We start from the raw sequence: 18,491 nt of genomic DNA, 5'->3' as shown, positions 1-18,491 counted from the left end.
TACTAAACTTTAATGAAAAAATGATTTAGTGTTTATATATGTCTTGGGAGTTGAGCCACAGGTTAACTATCTTTAAACCTAATATATAGTTAGCTAATGTTCAAAAACGGCATCAAGAAAAATATTCTAATTTCTTATGTCGACCTGCCGAACGTAGGATAGAGAAAACGGTTAAATTATTTGCATTTGACTGGAAATGATACGTTTCAGAGGTTGTGTAAACTAATTTTCATTTGTCTAAAAATTTAGTGTAGTTTTGCACAGACGCACTTCGCGCGGACAATAACGACGGGAATACAATATTCAGCAGCCCCTGAAAAGAGTTTGAAAAGATTAGTTAAAAGCGGCCCCGAAAAAGAATACGAAAATAGAGAGTTAAAAACCAACCCGAAAAAATAGTCTGAAAAGATTTTTTAAAAACCTGCCTCTATTTTCAAATCTCGCAAATCTCAATTAATTCTCGCCAACTTAAGATTCTATTTTCAGATTCGGTTCACGTAAGGGTCCTCAAATCAAGCCCTTCAGGCCAGCCCTCCAAAGTCAATAGTAACTTTGCTATAATTTATACCAGGTAGTGAATGTGGTAATCTAAAAACACATCATGAAATTTCGATTACTTATGCGGATTTGTCATTAGAATTAATGGTAAGAAATCTTGTGTCCAAAAGGTATATTTTGAACCCGAATATATATATGTATGTTTATAAAAATCGTTTTTTTCCAGTGAACATATATTTAATCTGAATAAATTATGAAGGGGGAAACCAAGTACGTCAGAAGAAATTTCGGTAAAACCGTCCATGCGCAGAGACGGAACGAAAGAAGGAGAAGTAGTCAGTTTTGAAGCTGTTGTCCAAAGCAAGACGGGGAAATCCATGTTTGAAGCGGAGCAATACCTGACCCCGGAAAATATCGAGAGCTTTATTCCCGAAGGGGGAGTCGCCGAGGAAGCAGCGCACATACTCCAGGACCTGGGGTTCAGGATCCTACATGTAGGAGTATTCAGCATCAGTGGGGAAGCCCCCCGACATCTTTGGGAGAGCACCTTTGGAACGGAAGTAGAGAGTGTTACTGAGATAATAAACGAGAACCACCCCGATAGAGGGAAAAGGACCTATCTTTATCATAAAGGAGGGGCGCCATTCAAAATCCCTGAGAAGCTATCCAAACTCGTGGAGAGGGTTTATCCGCAAAAACCTCCGAACTTCTATGAGTCACCTCTGCCACCCAGCGTACCCTACCACTATCTGGATGTCCCCGGAGACGTGTCCCTTGTCCTCCGGGCCGGAAAGGTAAACCGGGAAGGAATTACCGGAAAAGGAGTGATGGTAGCAATGCCGGACACCGGATTTTATGCCCACGAGTTTTATAAATGGCGGGGGTACAGCTATAACCGAACAATAGCCGAAGACGCAGTGGACCTGGAAAGTGACGACTACGGCCACGGGACCGCGGAAGCAGCAAACATATTTTCATCGGCCCCCGATATTGACTTCGTGGGTGTCAAGATGGGCCCGAATGCGACCCTGGGTTTCAAGAAAGCCATGGACCTCAACCCGGCAATCATCACCTGCAGCTGGGGCTGGAGCATCCAGAAAGGCCCTCTGCCAAACACCTTAAAGCCCCTTGAAGCCGCGGTAATTTATGCGGTAAAGAACCTGGGAATAACCGTCGTCTTTTCGGCAGGAAACGGCCAATATGGTTTCCCGGGCCAGATGCCGGAGGTCATATCTGCCGGGGGGGTCTATGCCCACAAGAACCTCGCAGGCGAGGACCTGGAACTTGAAGCCTCCAACTATTCTTCAAGCTTCACCAGCAACGTATATCCCGGCAGGAAAGTTCCAGACGTCTGTGGCCTGGTGGGAATGACGCCCAGAGGCATTTACATAATGCTGCCTCTGCAGCCGGGCTGTTCTATCGACCAGGGACTTGCCGGGGGAACCTATCCGAACGGGGATATGACACAACCTAAAGACGGCTGGGCCGTAATAAGCGGTACAAGTGCTGCAGCTCCCCAGATAGCAGGAGTGTGCGCCCTGCTAAAACAGGTTCAACCCGGCCTTTCGCCCGCCCTGGTAAAAGAAATTCTGGTCGCCTCCGCAAGGGACGTGAAAAAAGGTTCGAGTCAGATGGGGGACAGGGCCGGAAAAGGCTTTGACAGTGCAACAGGGGCCGGACTTGTGGATGCCTACGCTGCCTACAAACTCGCCCGCTCCGTTCAGATAAGGTCACGTTTCACCATCCCACCGCCGGCGTGAGGAATCCCAAATGATTTAAAAAAATAAAGGTGTGCACATGCAAGAGTGCCGGTTTCTCTGGCTCTCTTTCCTGCCCATTTTTAAAACCTGAATCTATTTTTAAAAATACTCAGGAGGTTCAGGGAATAAGACCTCTTTAATAAGGGGCCTGAAATCCTCTGGGATTGTAGGAACTGTAAGCGGCCTGTAATACTCCATTTTTGCCGAGTTACTGAGGTCGGGGATCACGGCTCGGGATGTTTTTTCAAGCTTCATGTTAAAAAAGATTTCAAATTGCTCCGGGGTGCCTCCAATTGTAATCGTTTCCCCGATGGAAACAATATTAAACCCGGCTTCCTGAAGCTTGATGCCAATAATCTCTTTCTCTTTTATCGGGATTACTTCAGCAGTCAACATTTCAGTCACATATCCCCACAGATTCCACCTGGCTACAGGGTCAAAAATAAGCCTACTAAGCAGGATACCCCATCTTCAACAGTTCCGATCTGCCGGAATTAGCAGGTGGAAGTAGTTGATATTTACCCTATTGACCAATATGGTCTTCAATAGATTTTCATTGGCTTTGCCGGAATAAGTATCTAATCGTTGATCACTTCACATGTTTTCAGGACATCTATTTTATGACCACGGTTTAGAGGTAACAGAAATCTATTTGCCTTCGGTTAAGATACGAATGGTTACAAACGTGTTATTTTTATTATAATTTCCGTCAACTACAAAATTGGAAATCAATATGTGGTTAGAAACAAGTAGAGGGCGCTCGTAAAAGAGCGAGACAAAACGGCTTGAATACGCCATTACGGCAGTATCGGATAAGAATAACAAAACAAACCATAAACGCAGAATCAAAAAAGAAGAAGCGATTAAAAGACATATAGACCAACCGTTTTCTCAAATCCCGCAAATCCCGCACATCTCAATCAATTCCTTCGCCCACTTCAACTTCATCTTCTTAATCGGGTTAACCCCCGGATCTTCAAAATCAAACCCCGCAAGCCTGACGCTCCCTGCACCAAATTCCTTTGCAACAAAGACGCAACGGTCTCCGTCACTGAACCCGCCGAAATTGTACACCTTATCAAAGGGCTCAGCCTGGGTCGTGGCTATAAAGCGCTTGAAACGGGGCACGTATTTTTCAAGCTTATCCATGTTGTCCCCGTGGGCGTGGATGAGGACGAGAGCGCCCTTTTCGCAGGCGAGGATCTCTTTTTCTATATCGGCTTCGGAATTGCCGTCAAGGTCGGTGCAGATGACTTCAGGAACCCTGCCGAGGTCCGTAAGGACGGCGGCGGCTCCGTCAGCTGCAATTATTACAAAAGAGGAGAGGTCGAGTTCCGAAAGCTCTGTCCTGAGTCTGGGAGCGTTTCCGCAGACAAGGACGGGCTTTTTGGAAATTGCGGCTTCGAGTTCGGAGAGACTGGCCGTGTTTGAGTCGGTCAGCATTTGGGATAGGAAGCGGGCTGCCTTTTCATCACCGGTGCGGTCGAAGCCGAAATCGTCCAGGATTCGCTCGTAGATCGGTTCCCAGGCAGCAAAGTCCAGATTAATCACTCTCCAATTTGCTAATTTCCTTCGGTTGCTCAATTTTCCATTTTGCTGTTAATTGCTGTTAGTTACTTATTCTTTCAGTTGCCTGATCCCGTTCAGGCCTTTGCGATTCCGATCTTCATGGCAATGCCTTCGACTTCCCAGTCTTTAACGAGGTCTCCGGTGATGTCGTCTTCGTTGGAGATCTCGAGGAAGCTTGCCCGGACTTCTTCTGCGAGGAGTTCGCCAAGGGAGTCGACCAGGTCAAGGACCCTGTCGTCATCGATCTGGACCAGGGCTATGATGTTTTCGTCTACCACGAGGTCGAGTTCCTTCCTCATGTCCTGGATCCTGCGGATGACTTCCCTGGTGAAGCCTTCGGCTTCGAGTTCGGGGGTCAGGTTGGCGTCCACGTAGACCAGGCCTGCGTCGGATTCGGAACTGGCTGTGCCTTCGGGGAGGGTTTCGTTGAAGTTTGCCATTCCGGGGGTTACGGTCACCGTGCTGCCGTCGGCAAGGGTGAGGGCGTATTCGCCGGCTTCGGCAAAGGCCTTCTTCAGGGTTACACCGTCGACTTCCTTGAGGGCAGGGACGACTTTTCCGGCGTCCTTCTTGAAGACGGGGCCGATCTTGCCGGGGTCGGGGATTACTTCGAGGCCCAGTTCGTCCCAGCTCTCTCCGACTCCGGTCAGGACGATGTCCTTGGAGTTGGTCTGGTCCATCAGGACGGAGCGGAGCATCTTGACTGCTGCTGCGGCTGCTTCGGTTTCCGGGCTTACGACAATCCGGGAAATCGGCCACCTGAGTTTCCTTCCGACCTTCTGGCGGGCGTTTGATGCGGCTTCCACGATGGAGCGGGCGGTGTCCATGGCAGCTTCGAGTTCGGGGTCAAGGTAAGCCTCGTTGACTTTGGGCCAGTCGGCCATGTGGACGGACTCGAGGGCATTCGGGTCTGCATTCCTTATCAGGTTCTGGTACATCTCTTCGGCCAGGAAGGGCATGAAGGGAGAAATCAGCTTTGTGAGGGTCACGTAGACTTCGTAAAGCACACAGTATGCTGCAAGCTTGTCCGGGTCGTCCGCTTCGGTCCAGGTCCTCGGGCGGATGAGCTGGATGTACCAGCGGGAAAGGTCTTCGAGCGTGAACTCAAGGATCTCACGGACCGCCTTGTGGAGCAGGTACCCGCTCATGGCTTCGTCCACGGCCTTGATCAGGGACTGTGCCCTTGAAAGGATCCACCTGTCTTCTTCCCTGAGGGCATCTTTAACGGAGTCCAGGGACACCTTCATGGGGTCGAATTCGTCCAGGGCCATGTAGGGCAGCGGGAAACGGAAAACGTTCCAGAGGATGTTTATGGACCTGTTGACGGTTGCGACCTCTTCCCAGTTGAACTTAAGGTCTTCCCAGGGAGCGCTTGCGGAAAGCACGTAGGCCCTTAGGGTGTCGGCTCCGAACCTGTCGATTACTTCCTGCGGGGTGATGACGTTTCCAAGGCTCTTGGACATCTTCTTTCCTGCCCCGTCAAGGGTAAACCCGTGCATGAGCACGCTCTTGTAAGGGGCGCGCCCGAAGTTCACCATGCTGGCGCCCAGCTGAGAGTAGAACCAGCCGCGTGTCTGGTCGTGCCCTTCGGTGATGAAGTCGGCGGGCCACCATTCGTCAAAAGCTTCCCGGCTCTGGGGGAACTTAAGGGTTGCCCAGGAAGCGACTGCCGAATCGAACCAGACATCAAAGACGTCTTCCACACGCTTTTTCTCCCCACCGCACTCACAGGGGATGACCACTTCGTCCACGTAGGGGCGGTGCAGTTCGATTTCTCCTCCGGCGTTGCTTGACTTTTCAATGAGTTCTCCCTTGGTCCCGATGACTTCGAGCTTGCCGCATTTCCGGCATTTCCAGACCGGGACCGGGATTCCCCAGTAGCGCTGCCTGGAGATGCACCAGTCCCTTGCGCCTTCCACCCAGGTCCTGAAGCGGGCCGAGCCTGCCCAGTCGGGGTACCAGTCAACAGCATCGATTTCCTCGAGCATTTTTTCCTTGAGATCGGTAATCTTGAGGAACCACTGTTCGGTTGCCAGGTAGATGATCGGGGTCTTGCAGCGCCAGCAGTGCCCGTACCTGTGGGCCACGGTCCCCTCGGCAAGGAGCCTGTCGCGCTCCAGGAGGTCCTCGATGACAACAGCATTTGCGTCCCTTATGTTCATGCCTGCATACTTGCCGGCTTCCTCGGTGTAGGAACCGTTCGGGCCTACGGGACAGAAAATCGGCAGGCCGTTTTTGACCCCGACATTGAAGTCGTCCATCCCGTGCCCGGGGGCAATGTGCACACAGCCGGTGTTTTCTGCGGTTACGTATTCGGCCTCGTAGACATTGTGCTTGAATTCAGCCTGGCGCGGGACCAGGTCCGCAAGGGGGCTCTCGTATTCCAGGCCCGCGACGTCTTCTCCTAGCATGGTCTCAAGGATTTCGTAGTCCGTGTACCTGCCCTTCCGAAGCACGTTCTCAATAAGAGGGGTTGCTGCGATCAGGATTTCTTCCTTTCCGTCCTGGCGGACTGCCCTGAACTTCGCGTATTCGAAGGACGGGTGGACAGCAACTGCGATGTTTGAGGGGATGGTCCAGGGGGTTGTGGTCCAGATCACTATGAAGGTGTTTTCCTCTCCCTTTACCTTGAACTTGACATAGATGGACGGGTCGGTCCTGTCCGCGTACTCGACTTCAGAGTCGGCAATCGCGGTTTCGCAGCGGGGGCACCAGTTGACCACACGCTTGCCCACGTCAAGCAGGTCCTTTTCCTCGGCCTGTTTTAGGGTCCACCAGGCAGCTTCGATATACTCGTCCTTGAGGGTCATGTAGGGGTCTTCCCACTGCAACCAGGCCCCGAGCCTCTCGAACTGCTCGGTCATTGCCTGCTTCTGGTTTATGGCAAACTCCTTACATTTCTCGATGAAATTCCCTACCCCGAAACTCTCGATGTCCTTCTTGGACTTAAAGCCCAGAACGCCCTCTACCTTGACCTCAATTGGCAGCCCGTGCATGTCCCAGCCAGGGCGCTCCATGATGTAGCGGTTGTTCATGGAATAATAGCGGAGAATGGAGTCCTTAATAATCTTGTTCCAGGCAGTCCCCAGGTGAATGTGCCCTGTGGTGTAGGGTGGGCCGTCTACGAAGAAAAGCCTCTTTCCGGTCTTGCGGTGCTCCCGGGTCTTCCGATACGCATCGCTTTCGTCCCATAACTGCATTACCTTTTGCTCGATTTGGTCTGCATCGTATTTGGCAGTAATTTCTTTTATCATGTGGGGGTCTCCCTGTGAACGATAAATTTAAGGTATAAGGTTAGTAAGCCGCCGGGCCAGCCGCCGGGCCAGCCACCGAGTCAAGCTTTTGAGTTAATAAGCTGCCTGGTCAGCCGCTGAGTTAAGCTTTTGAGTTAGTAAGCTGCCGGTTAATCTGCTCTCTTCGGAGAGAGAAAGGGCATTCTAACGTATTGACAGGCATATGAACGGCTGAGGTTAAACTAATATCTAACGAGTAAACGAACCCGCCCTGACATAACCAGCTTATTCAGCCTGCATAATCCGTTTATTCAGCACAGTTTATCCAGTAATTACGGCACTCAATTTAAGCTTTATTATATACCCGGTAAAAAGGCCTGCTGAACGCCGCAAATCCGGCTTCGGGCCGGTCCTTTATGTTAGAAATTTTAAGGATGTTGATGCCTGGATGTTGATGCCTGGATGTTGATACTCTGGTGTTTCCTTATTAATCGGTTGAGATGATTCCGGCAGGGCCGTAAATAGTAATACTGAGTTTCTTTCCCCCCGCCGCACGTGTCCGGGACCATGCATCAGGGACCTGCCTGCCAGCCAGGAAAGAATAAAGCAAACAAAACCAGATATGATTCGATGAAAAGAACCGGAATACTCCGGAGAAACACACCGCCTGACCCGAAAAGTACTTTCCTTGAACCTGGCAACCGTCTTTCGGTCCGGGCGATAGAGGAATCCTTCGTCAGCTTGCCTGGGAAATACTTGCATAGACCCCGAAAACAGTTTTCAAGCCAGGCGATAGAGTAATCCCCCGCCAGTTTACCTGGGAAGCACTTGCATAACCCAAAAACAGTTTTTCAGTCCAATTGAAAGAAGGATTACCCCGCCAGCTTGTCTGGCGGCGCCTCTCCAAAAAGAAATGAATAAGAGATTTAAAAGAGAATATTCTCAGGCTGTATTCGCTTCTGCTTTTTGAACCCTTGCCGTTTTTTTGAGCGCTTTTACTTTTTTCGTTTTTGTAGAATTTTTTCTCAAATTATGAGTGTCATTGAAAATGTATGTCGAATCAGAGTGTAGAACTCCGTCAGCTGTTTATTTTGCAATCATTTATTTTCAGGTCGGGGGGTCAGTCATTGATCAAATTGGAAAAACGCAAACATCAACCATGCTCCATGTTTATTCATAAGTGCGCAGAGTTCGAGTGCTTACGGTTTTTAGTAACTCACCCCACGACCTATTTTCAGTGATTTTGGAAAACGCCGCTTTCTTCTAAAGCTGTGAGGGCCCCGGGAACGATCAAGGATAAAGACCTAACCTGAAATCTGGGTTGAGACCGATCACAAACAAGGGCCATTTCAAGAAACATAACAGGATTTCTACGGAGCCCCTTTTTGGTTATCCCGTAGATTTCACAGTCACCGGGATGACCTTTTTAGTTATTCCAATGTACTTATTCAGTCAGCGGGAATAAGGAGTTCGCAGATCCAGGCTTTTGTGAATTCAGGCTTTTGTGGATTCGGGGTTTTGTGGATTTGGGGTTTTGTGGATTCGAGAGTTTGTGGATTCGGGAGTTTGTGAATTTATGATTTTCCAGGGGAAAAACAGTACAAGATAATATAAATATAATTGAATTATTAACATTGGATAAAAATATAGACAGATTTATGTACAGCATCAAAAATAACTTGCTGAGAGATCAGGACGCGAGGGTTTGAATGGAAGACGTAATCAAACAACTTGGAAGCCAGGCCGCATTAGCAAAAAACATGAGTTTGTCCCTGAAAAAAATTGGCAAACCGGAAGAGAATCCCTCCAGGCGTTTGAGCATCCTGAAAGATGAAGTGAAAAAGATGGACAGGTACATGGAAAACTGCCTGTTTGACCCTTCTTTTAAGGCCAGGATAAATGCGGAACTTGCAGCTTTCAAAAAGGAGATTTCAGACCTTGAAACCCGGGTGAAGGCGGATTTCGGGCGAAAGCTGGCCGAAAACCTGGGAGAACACGGTTTTTCCCTGGAAGGGCATTACCCGCGGCTCAGGACTTCCCTCTATACCTTTGTGGTAAAACTGGATGCAAATAAGGTGGACATTTACTACGGGCCCGAATTTGAGAAAATGGAAACGGTTAAGGCAAGCCCTGAAGTGGTTGCAGCAAAGCTGCTGGACCTTGATAGGGCCGTAACCGGGAGAGCCTTCGATGACGAAGAGTTCCTGGGCAAGCTGCTTGAGGCTTACAGGATCTGCCTGCTCCGGAGTAACAGGAGTAATGATTCCGAAATCCCGGTTTCCGAACTCATATCGGCTTATTCTTTTGTAACCCAGGACCAGAAATTCCTGCAAAACCCCCTGAAGAAATATTATGGTGAGTACAGCCGCATAATGTTCAGTTATGACCTCTTCCGTTTGAAGAAGCGGAAGACCGAAGGTTTCGAACTCAGGCTGATTACCGCAACCAGGGCGGAAACCCAGAAAAAGTCGGCATTCCTCTGGATCCCTCCGCGTTCCGGGAAAGGGCTTGGCGAGTCCGTATCCAGGATAAAGTTCAGGGAAACCGAATAAAGTTCAGAGAGACAGAATTATTTCGGGGAAACCGGGTGATTTCATAAAAACCGAAGAATTTCAGGGAAAAAGAAGAATTTTGCATTAGCTCACATCACCTGGCCTCAGGACTGAATGCACGGGAGCAAAAAAATGTCTGGTGAAATAGAATTTGGAAGTCTCGACAGGACCTTAGCGAAGCGCATCATCAACGAGGTGGGAGGGACCGGACAGCCTCCCCTGTACGGGTACCAGTTTTTTACGGCCGGCCTGGACAGGTACATGGAAACCATCGAAGCCGAGTACCTGAAAGACTACATAAAATGCGGAGGCAGCTCTTTTAAGATGGTCGTCGGCGCCTACGGAGGCGGAAAGACCCATTTTCTGTATAACGTGCTGGGAAAAGCCTGGGAACACAATTACATCACTTCCTACATCGAACTGAGTTCCAACTCCGCTCCTTTCCACAAGTTGGAAGAGGTATACAGGGCCGTTGTCTCCAACCTGATCTACCCCCAGGAACCCGCTGCCCTCCTGAACGAGCCTGAAAAAGGAATAGAGGCTGTTTTGAGGAAATGGCACAGGGAGTCCATGAGCGGCCTGGCCCTGATCCCCGTCCACAGGCTGGACGCCGAGGTAGAAAGCTACCTCCGGAGCCTCGGCCCCTTTGAAAGCACCAGCTTCCAGAATGCAATTAAGAACGCCTTCCTTGCACTTTACCGGAAAAATGAAGACCTTTTTGACCTCATCGTGCAGTGGCTGAAAGGAGAAAACCCCTCTTCAGCCCGGCTTGGCGAACTTCACATATACGAAAAAATTGACAGGTCTACTGCCTTCAGGATGCTGCGCTGCCTGGTCCAGTGGGTCCTGAAACTCGGGTATTCGGGGCTTGTGGTCCTCCTGGACGAAGCCGAACAGACCCCCAGCATGAGCACAAGAGAGCGGAGTACTCTGCTGCAAAACCTCAGGGAACTTGTGGACGCCTGCAGCCGGGGAGCCCTGAAAGGGACCATGGTCTTTTATGCCGTACCTGACGAGGGTTTTCTTGAAGGCAGGACCCACGTCTACGAAGCCCTCAACCAGCGCCTCTCAACCACCTTTGAAGGGGAAATCAACCCCACAGGCGTCAGGATCGACCTTGAAAACCTCTCAAAAGACCCCGTAGACCTCCTAAGGGAAATCGGGGCAAAGCTGGCTAAAATCTATGAAGTCGCATATGCCGTAAAGTTCGACGAAGTCGAACTGGAAAAAGCAATCCGCGAAGCAGCTGAAAAGGCCGACCAGGAGAGCTACGGGGAAATTGCCTACAACCGCCTCTTTGTCCAGCTTATCGTCCCCTCCTTCCATGCCCTGAGAACAAAAAGCAGGGAAAGTGAGGGAGAAAATAAGCAAAGTTAATAAGCAAAGTTAAAGCGTCCGTTAAATTTTGAAAAAAATCAACCCCAAAATTCTGAAAAATAAACTCCAAAATTCTGAAAAATAAACTCCATAAAATTATGGGAAAATCAACCCTGAAATTTTGAAAAATCAAACTTTAAATTTTAAGCTTTTAACATTACGACCATTCGGGTGGTGCCGTGGCCAGAAAAAAACTTTTCGGACTTGAGAAATTCATTGACTTTGGAAAAATCACTGAGACCCTTAGCAAACTGAGCCGATGGATTTTTAGGGGCTCTTCGAAGGCAGAAGCTGAGAGGGAAACAAAAATCGCCCCTGAAGCAAAAAAGATCCCTGAAGTAAAAGGGGGAGCAAAACCAAAGGTTGGGCAGAAAGTTGAGTCCTTTAAAGAAACAATTGAAACCCTATCTGTCCCCCTCCCTTCGGAGACAAGCCTTCTGGACTCGGAAGGCTGCGCAGCAGAAAAAATCAGCTTCCCTACGAAAACTGCTTTACGCCCGACCGCATCTTCTGGAATGAGCTTCCAGAACCTGAAAGCAGCTTCGGACCTTTTTGGAGTCCCGGACCTGACAGAAACCTCTGATTCTACGGAAAAACCTGAACCAAAAGCAACTCCCGACCTGTTTGGGATCTCGGACCTGCTGAAAGCCGCCGACCAGGTGGGTAACAAGGAGCCGGATAAAAGAGAGCCCGAAGAAGTAAAGGGCATGATACAGGTAAAGGACCCGGTAAAGGTAAAAGATCCGGTAGAGGTAAAAGACACAATACAGGAAAAGGACACTTTACAGGCAAAAGACCCGATAAAAGCAAAAGACCCGATAAAAGCAAAAGACCCGGAAAAAGTAAAAGATACAGTACGGATAAAGGACCCGGTAAAGGTAAAAGACTCAGTAGAAGAGGGTTTATCAAAAGAAATCCCTGCAGATAATACGGGTACAGCCGGAGTTCCGGATTCCGGAGACAAAGGGACTGCCATAAAAGTGGACTTAGAAGAAATCACGGGCTCCGTAGAAACCCTGAAACTCCCTGAGCTTACAAATTCCGGGGAACTTATAGAGCCTCTGAAAGAGCCTCTAAAAGCAGGCCCCAAAGAGGCTCCGAAACCTGGGGCATCAGATCCCAAAAAGACAGAGAAAGCAGAGGACTCAAAGAGCCAGCAAAAACCCCCGGTCCTGGCAGAGATCCTGGACCTGCTGAATACCCCGGATACCATAAAAGGCAAAGCGCCGGAAGGAGCTGAGGAAACAGAGGTAAAGAAAAGTTCTGCAGGAATTTCCGATTTACTTGCTTCCATAAGTTTGATTGACACTCTCACAGGCCCCGAAGAAGAAAACCGGAACCAATCAGGAAATCCTTCTGAAAGTACTTCTCCATCAGGAAACCCTTCTCTACCAGGAAACCCTTCTCTATCAGGAAATCATTCCCTGCCAGGAAGTTTTTCCGGGCGGGATTTCCGACAAAAACCCGGAAAATCAGGCAATTCAAACCCTGACCAGCTTCTGAAATCGATTGCTGAAATTACAGGCGAAGCCAGGGAAATTCACCTTATGGGAACAGGTGGTTCCGGGGATATGGGAAAAGAAAATATTTCCGGAGCCTGGAGGGAGGCGGGAAAGGTAAACCCTTATGTGGAGCCTGTTGAGCCGGTAGTTGCAGCCCGCAGGATCATTGAGTCCCTCCGCCTGGGAGGAGTGCCTCCGTCCCAGGTTGAAAAGTTTTCGGTAGGCAGGGAAAAAGAATTCCTTGAGGCCTGCAGATGGCTGGACTCAGGCAAGGGCTCCCTGGTAGTCACCGGGGAGTACGGGAGCGGAAAAACCCATTTCCTGGAACTGGTCTCGGAAACCGCACTCAGTAAAAATTGGGGAGTTGCCAGGATCGAAATCGATGAGCAGGAATCACCCTTCCACAAGCCGCATAAACTGTACGAAAGTTTCGTGAACAATTTCCGCTGCACGGAAAACGGGGCCGTACTGAATTTCAGGGCCTTCCTGAAACGCCTTATGAGCCGCCTGAACGAGGAAGGAAATTCGAAAGTAGAGAAACTCCGGGCCCACCCGTATCTCGGCAGGCTGCTGCAGGCCTGGAATGCCGGAGAGGACAGGGAGTGGCTTTTAGAATGGATCGAAGGGAGAAGGGAAGCCCCGGCAGGTTTTCCTGCCCTTTACGAGCACCAGACCGCAGCAAACATTTACAGCAACCTGCTCAGCGGGTTCGGCTGGGCTGCGAAAAATGTCCTGGGGCTAAAAGGGATCCTGGTCCTTTTTGATGAAGCAGAAACCCTTGACCCCTACTGGTATACGGGTTACGAATTCGACAAAGCTCTCAACACCTTCAGGGGCCTCGTCCTGGTTAGCAATTCCGACGCTTCCCTCCTGGATGACCTTCCGGACGTTGAAAACAAGGGGACGAAAAGCGGCCTGATCTACAGCAAGATGACGCAGCAGCCCGTCCCGTATCTCTGGGAGAGGGAACCGGGCCTGAAACTCATCTTTTCTTTCGTGCCGGAAATGCTGGAATCCCTGGAACCGTACTCAAAAATGGCCTCTCTTTTAGAAGGCCTGGACAGGATAGAACTTGAGACCCTGGACGAGCTTTCCCTGCAGGCCCTGCTAGGGAACATAGAAAAAATCTACTTCGAAGCCTACGGTTTTTCGGTTGAAAGAGACCTTTTTTCCTATCTCCCCCTTGAAAGGCCCAGGGCATTTGTCAAAGCTGCCGTGGAAGGGCTTGACCTCCTGCGCTACCATCCCGAAAGCATTCCGGATGATGTCCTCAGATAAAGAAGGAGCTGAAGCCCTGAATATGAATGAGAATCCGGAAACCGGCCCTGCAGGAAATGTGCAGGCCGGAACTGAAAAGGTGGAAAACCAGGACTTGAAGAGGCGCCTGAGACGGACATGGAGCACTTTTTTCGGGCAGGCAGGAAGCCTGCTTGCGGCCCAGAAAATGGCGGTCCTGCCTGTGCTTGAGGGAAAAAATGCGCTTATCGTTTCTCCTGCAGCCGGCGGGATTCCCGAAGCTGTCCTGGCCCCCCTGTGTGAAAAGCTCCTTGAGGAAGGGAAAAGGGGACTTGCCGTGCTTTACCTTGTGCCCACAGGAGCGCTTGCAGGTGAAATCTTTAACATGCTCCGCGAGCAGAATGCACGGCCCGGCCTGCGTGTCTCGAAAAAAACAGGGACCCGGCCGGACATAAATGAAGAAAACCCCCCGGACATCCTCATAACAACCCCCGAGTCCCTGGACTCCCTGCTCTGCAGGCATCCGGGGGTTTTTGAAGAATTGCAGGCTGTAGTGCTTGATGAAATCCACAGTATCGACGGAAGCTGCAGGGGAGACCAGGTCCGCCTCCTCCTCGAGCGCCTGAGGGAGATTGCGGGAAAGTTTTCCGTCTATGCCTTTTCAGCCGTTTCAGGGGACGCGATACAGCCTGGGGAAAGGTACATGGACGATTTCCAGGTCCTCCGGGCTGGAGGGGAAAGGGAAGTAAATGCGGCATATACGGCTTCATTTGAGGAAATCTTTGAACTCTCAAGGGAAAGGCAGCTGAAAAAAGTGCTCGTTTTTTGCAACACCCGGGAGAAAGCAGAGGAAATTGCAGCCCTTCTCGGGAAACTCCCGGGCCCTTCCAAAGTCGTTGTCCACCACGAAGGCCTCTCGAAATGGGAAAGGGACGAGGCCGAGAATTTTATGAAAAATTCCGTAAGAGGGACCTGCGTTTCAGCCATGCCCCCGGAGATAGGGATAGAGGCAGGCGACCTCGACGCCATAGTTTTTGGCGGGGTTCCCCCTGACCTGTCTTCGTTCGTGCAAAGGATAGGGACTGCCGGGAGGAGGACAGGCTTCGTGAACGTATTTTTCCTGTGTGACAGCCGGTTAAAAACCCTGTTCGAACTCCTGCTGGATTATACAAAACAGGCCCACCTTGAAGGCAGCGTTTACTCCCCGGACCTGTCCGTTGCAGTCCAGCAAATTTTCTCGGTCCTGTACTCAAGCCCCAGGGGAGTGAATGAAGACTACCTGTACGGGCTGTTTAACAACTTCTGTGCGTACGAAGACCTGAAAAGCATTATAGAAGAGCTGCTGGCAGCCGGCCTGGTAAGCTCCAGAAACAGGAAAATCTATGCCTCGGAATTCATCATGAACCTCGGAGAGGAAGGAACACTTCATTCCAATATCTCTCCTGTGCGGACCATTGAAGCCGTAAACGCCCGGACAGGAAAAGAAATCGGAGAAGTTCAGCTCCCGGTCAACTGCATAAGGGACGGCCAGGCTTTCACCCTTGAAGGGAAATTCTGGGAGATCGTTGAAATGGAAGACAGCAAAGCCTACGTCAAAAAATCGACGGTAAAAGGCGTATTTAACAGCCTCAGGACCGCATCCCGGATGGGGGCCTTTTTTGAGTATTTACCCGAAAAAATTCAGAAATCTGAACTTGAAAAATGGCAGGAAGTTTGAGACGCCAGAATAAGCCGTTTCGAGCTTTTCCGAGCCACTTTCGAGCTTCAGGAAAAAGCAGTCTTCAGGAAAAAGCATCTGCATAACAAAAAAAGCACTTCAAGTTAAAAGCATCCGCACGAAAAGGACAGTAACCAAGAATATAAACAGCCCTATGAGAAATTGGAATACAAGATATTCACTTTTATCCATGCCTTACTCCAAAATTGCAGAAGGTTTCCAGGCTACCAGGTTGGGCTTCCTGTATCCGGAGTTAAATTTTAAAAGGAAGGTTTCCCTTCCTTAAGTAGAGATTTCAGCGAGGTGCAGCATGCATATGCACGGATTTGGGAATCAACACCCTGTCTATTACATGGATAACCCCATTCGAGCACTCGATATCCGGCTGGGTTACCTGGGCGTCCCCGACCTTCACCCCATGTGTGATGTCGATTTTGAGTTCCTCCCCTTGCAGGGTTTTGACTGACTTAAGCTTCACAATATCACGGGACATGGCCTGCCCTGAAGCTACATGATAGAGCAAAACCTGCTTCAAGCTCTCTTTATCCTTGAGGAGGCTGTCTATGGTCCCGCTGGGAAGCTTTGAGAAAGCCTCATCTGTCGGGGCGCAAACCGTAAAAGGCCCTTCAATGCTCAAGGTTTCGACAAGGTCTGCGGCCTTTATCGCCTGAACAAGGGTATTGAACGCTCCCGCCTGAATCGCTGTTTCTACTATATTTTTCATATTTCCCACTCCATTTTACCTTGAATTTACTGGTCATAGCCAGGTACCGAACGATTTTAACTGACCGTAAATCAAAGCTTTGAAGATTTTAAGGAACCTTGAGTGAATAAGGAACCTTGAGCTGTTGGTTAGAAACGTTGGGATCTAGCTATAACCGTAATCCTGTTAAAGGTTCATTTCAGGATTTTCCACATGGCGGCAATACTCTCGATATTGATGTGGGTATAACCCTCTTCTTTTATGTTCCACTTGAGGCTCAGGACTCCGTCCTTGCACTCAGCAGCAATCCCACGATATGTATTTCTTCCGCCAATGTCGATTTCTACTTCCTTTCCAAGATAATACTTCTCAATGAATTCCTGTTTAATCCTATCACCCCCTGATGCTACAACCCCCATGAGATCACGTCAGGACTTAGGGAGTTATATTCCGTATCAAATATAATATCAACCCAGATATATATTGTAAAAACAAAGTTCCTGCTAATAGATTCCGAGGAGAGTTTCTGAGGAGAGTTTCTGAGAAGAGTTTCTGAGAAGAGTTTCTGAGAATAGCTTCACACCGAAACAAAACATGAAGTCCCCTTTAAGGGGGACTCAGAAACTATTCTCATATTCCGGCTCTACGGAAAGTTTATCAAAGAAAGGAATTCCTGCTTCCGCATACCACATATCAAGGAAGCTCAACATGTGATATTTAATGAAGGTGGCAAAGGGCACGTTCAGCAGGAGCAGGACTATGAATACCAGCAGCAGTTCTACCAGGACAAAAGGGATCAGGAGCACCCAGAGCAGAGGGCCGGATAGGAAGGCCGAGAAGAGGAAATAGAGGACCCCGTCAAGGATAAGGAAGACCAGCCCGAAAGCCAGCATAAGTAGCACGACAAGGATTACGGCAAGGATGGCAACTCCTATCCCCAGAACAAACCTGACAATCCAGTAGACCAGGACTTCCTGCCAGCTTTTCCTGAAATTCCCGAAGACCAGCTTGAAAGCCGAAAGTATCCCGGTCTCCCGGTAAATGGATACGGGAATTGCAAGGCCCAAAAAGGAATTGATCGCCGACCCGAGCAGGGCAAGCACCGCAATTACGCCGATGAACCAGAAAATTCCCCCGACCAGGACGGGCCAGGAAAAATCCTGAGAGCTTTCAAGCATTCTGAGAAAGAGGGGCAACAGGGCTATCCCGAAGAGAACAAGGAAAACAAGCCCCAGGGCGAAGCGGATAAGCAGGAGGTAAAACCCTTTATTCAGGAATTTTCGCGAATATGCCCAGAAATATACTTCGTTTCTCACCAGGGCCTCCACAAATACAAACTCCATTACGCTGGATACATAGGAAAAAAACAGGGCGATTAGCAAAAGGATAACTATTCCCGCAATCAAAAACCCGGCAATTTCGGGAAACTGCATCTGGGCCGGGTCAAACCCGTTCGCATCAAAAGGCAGTTCCGGCATCCTGTCCGGGCCTATCCCGGGATAAGTGTCTCCGAAATCTTCGGAACTCATCCGGTAGTTCGTGCCCGAGCCCCCGTAATTGGAGCTTACCCCGCCAAGCAGAAAGATGATGAGCGCAAGTTTTGCCCATTTCCAGAAGTCAAAAGGTTCAAAAAGAGCTTTTCTTGTCCTTGAAAAAGCCCTGTCAACCGCATCTATGCTATACCAGCCCATAATAAGAACTCTTTTTCGGGCAATAAGTAAGTATCATATGCACAAAATTTTGACAGTTTGCCAATCGTTAGCAGTTGATTACAGCCATTCCAATTGCAGCCTTTTCAGTTAAAGCCTTCCGGGTTACAACTTTTTCTTCATGCAGATGTGTTCGATCCCCGATTCAGGGAAGGTGTCCCCGTAAGATACAAAACCGAGTTTCCCGTAAAAGCCCACAGCATGGGTCTGGGCATGAATATGGACTTCTCCTGCCTTTAACTCCGCGGCCTTTTCCAGAAGTTTTTCGACCACGAGTTTGCCGACCTGCTTTCCCCGGTATTCCTTAAGGACGGAAATCCTGCCCATGAGCCAGGTTTCTTCATCCCGGACAAGCCTGCCTGTTGCTATTGGCCTGGTATTCTCATACACTATAACGTGGTGGGAACTTAAGTCCGCCTCGTCGATCTCCTCTTCTTCGGGAACTTCCTGCTCCTTAATGAAGACCTCCCTGCGAACCTGGTAGGCATCCTCCAGGGCTTCTGCACAGTTCCCGTCGGTCCATCTGACCCTGAGCAGGGGACCTGTTTCTTGTTCATGTCCTGGTTCGAACTTCTGAACTTCTTCCCTGTTATTTTTGCAGCCTGACATCCCAGGGAAAAAAACCCGGCGGAATA

The 18,491-nt window shown here is 49.5% G+C and carries 12 protein-coding genes; 5 read left to right on the top strand and 7 right to left on the bottom strand.

What is annotated here, in order from left to right:
* Positions 1–800: 800 nt before the first annotated feature.
* Positions 801–2,258, top strand: a complete 1,458-nt coding sequence (locus FTO70_RS14970; RefSeq protein ID WP_255336567.1) for a S8 family serine peptidase — start codon at positions 801–803, stop codon at positions 2,256–2,258.
* A 99-nt stretch (positions 2,259–2,357) separates the two neighbouring features.
* Here the strand turns inward: FTO70_RS14970 and FTO70_RS14965 are convergent, their stop codons facing one another.
* The 3 genes from FTO70_RS14965 to ileS form a co-directional block, all read right to left on the bottom strand.
* Positions 2,358–2,663, bottom strand: a complete 306-nt coding sequence (locus FTO70_RS14965; RefSeq protein WP_255336566.1) for a hypothetical protein — start codon at positions 2,661–2,663, stop codon at positions 2,358–2,360.
* Positions 2,664–3,149: 486 nt separating this feature from the next.
* Positions 3,150–3,800: a 6-hydroxymethylpterin diphosphokinase MptE-like protein gene (locus tag FTO70_RS14960; protein ID WP_255336578.1), complete on the bottom strand. Its 651-nt coding sequence runs from the start codon at positions 3,798–3,800 to the stop codon at positions 3,150–3,152.
* Between the two features lie 101 nt (positions 3,801–3,901).
* Complete coding sequence (ileS, locus tag FTO70_RS14955) at positions 3,902–7,081, bottom strand: isoleucine--tRNA ligase (protein WP_255336565.1); 3,180 nt, start codon at positions 7,079–7,081, stop codon at positions 3,902–3,904.
* Between the two features lie 1,688 nt (positions 7,082–8,769).
* Between ileS and FTO70_RS14950 the strand changes: the two genes are divergently transcribed.
* The 4 genes from FTO70_RS14950 to FTO70_RS14935 all read left to right on the top strand — a co-directional run bounded on the left by FTO70_RS14950 (position 8,770) and on the right by FTO70_RS14935 (position 15,444).
* On the top strand, positions 8,770–9,612 hold the full coding sequence (locus tag FTO70_RS14950; RefSeq protein WP_255336564.1) for a hypothetical protein: 843 nt from the start codon (positions 8,770–8,772) through the stop codon (positions 9,610–9,612).
* Positions 9,613–9,744: 132 nt separating this feature from the next.
* Positions 9,745–10,989, top strand: a complete 1,245-nt coding sequence (locus FTO70_RS14945; protein ID WP_255336563.1) for a BREX system ATP-binding domain-containing protein — start codon at positions 9,745–9,747, stop codon at positions 10,987–10,989.
* Positions 10,990–11,168: 179 nt separating this feature from the next.
* Complete coding sequence (locus FTO70_RS18075; protein WP_255336562.1) at positions 11,169–13,769, top strand: BREX system ATP-binding domain-containing protein; 2,601 nt, start codon at positions 11,169–11,171, stop codon at positions 13,767–13,769.
* Positions 13,717–15,444 (top strand): DEAD/DEAH box helicase, encoded by a 1,728-nt coding sequence (locus FTO70_RS14935; RefSeq protein WP_255336561.1) that lies wholly within the window; start codon positions 13,717–13,719, stop codon positions 15,442–15,444. Before FTO70_RS18075 ends, FTO70_RS14935 begins: the two co-directional genes overlap by 53 nt.
* A gap of 295 nt (positions 15,445–15,739) precedes the next feature.
* On the opposite strand, the gene FTO70_RS14930 is transcribed toward FTO70_RS14935, so the two are convergent.
* The 4 genes from FTO70_RS14930 to FTO70_RS14915 form a co-directional block, all read right to left on the bottom strand.
* Positions 15,740–16,168, bottom strand: coding sequence for a fasciclin domain-containing protein (locus FTO70_RS14930; protein WP_255336560.1), 429 nt, complete (start codon positions 16,166–16,168; stop codon positions 15,740–15,742).
* 173 nt (positions 16,169–16,341) lie between these two features.
* Positions 16,342–16,536, bottom strand: a complete 195-nt coding sequence (locus tag FTO70_RS14925; RefSeq protein ID WP_255336577.1) for an MM0924 family protein — start codon at positions 16,534–16,536, stop codon at positions 16,342–16,344.
* A 228-nt stretch (positions 16,537–16,764) separates the two neighbouring features.
* A complete protein-coding gene (locus tag FTO70_RS14920) occupies positions 16,765–17,838 on the bottom strand; it encodes a hypothetical protein (RefSeq protein ID WP_255336559.1) in 1,074 nt (357 codons plus the stop codon).
* 123 nt (positions 17,839–17,961) lie between these two features.
* Positions 17,962–18,465 (bottom strand): GNAT family N-acetyltransferase, encoded by a 504-nt coding sequence (locus tag FTO70_RS14915; protein WP_255336558.1) that lies wholly within the window; start codon positions 18,463–18,465, stop codon positions 17,962–17,964.
* Positions 18,466–18,491 lie beyond the last annotated feature (26 nt).

This window comes from Methanosarcina sp. KYL-1 (assembly GCF_024372725.1).
Taxonomy (GTDB): Archaea; Halobacteriota; Methanosarcinia; order Methanosarcinales; family Methanosarcinaceae; genus Methanosarcina.
This window is presented reverse-complemented; position numbering and strand designations above follow the sequence as displayed.